1 pseudogene is annotated in these 495 nt (G+C 67.7%); it reads left to right on the top strand.

Features of this window, described 5'->3' with window-relative positions:
• Positions 1–495: pseudogene (locus ACUCV3_RS27350) on the top strand (FAD-dependent oxidoreductase); the annotation flags it as partial.

Below are 495 nucleotides of genomic sequence, written 5' to 3'. Positions count from 1 at the left end.
GACCCTTTCGTCGACCAGCCGTCGGGCCGCCTGATCGCCGGCGTCGATCCCGCCCCGAACCGGCCGGTCGGCGCTGCCGACGATGGCGTGCAGGCCTATTGCTTCCGCCTGACCATGACCGATCGGCCCGAACTGCGGCTCGACCTGCCTGCCACCGCGCCCGATGGCTATCGCGAGGCCGACTATGAACTGCTGTTCCGCGATTTCGACCGGCGCCGGCGCGCCGGCCAGCTCTATGGCCGCGACTGGCATTTCGCCCGCGATCTGGTGAAGGCGGACGAGGTCGCGCCGGGCATCTATGACATCAACAATCGCGGCACCATGTCGCTCGACGCGGTCGGCCTCAACCGCGCCTATCCGGCGGCCGACTATGATGCGCGCGAACGCATATGGAAGGCGCATGAAAATTATATTCGCGGCTGGTTCCACGCCATGGCCCATGGCCGCGATCCCCGCATTCCCGCCGGGCTGCAACGCGATGTGCGCAACTGGGGG

The sequence above is a fragment of the Sphingobium sp. VMM genome (assembly GCF_056790315.1).
Note: the sequence above shows the minus strand (reverse complement) of the source record. Positions and strands in the feature narration are given on the sequence as shown.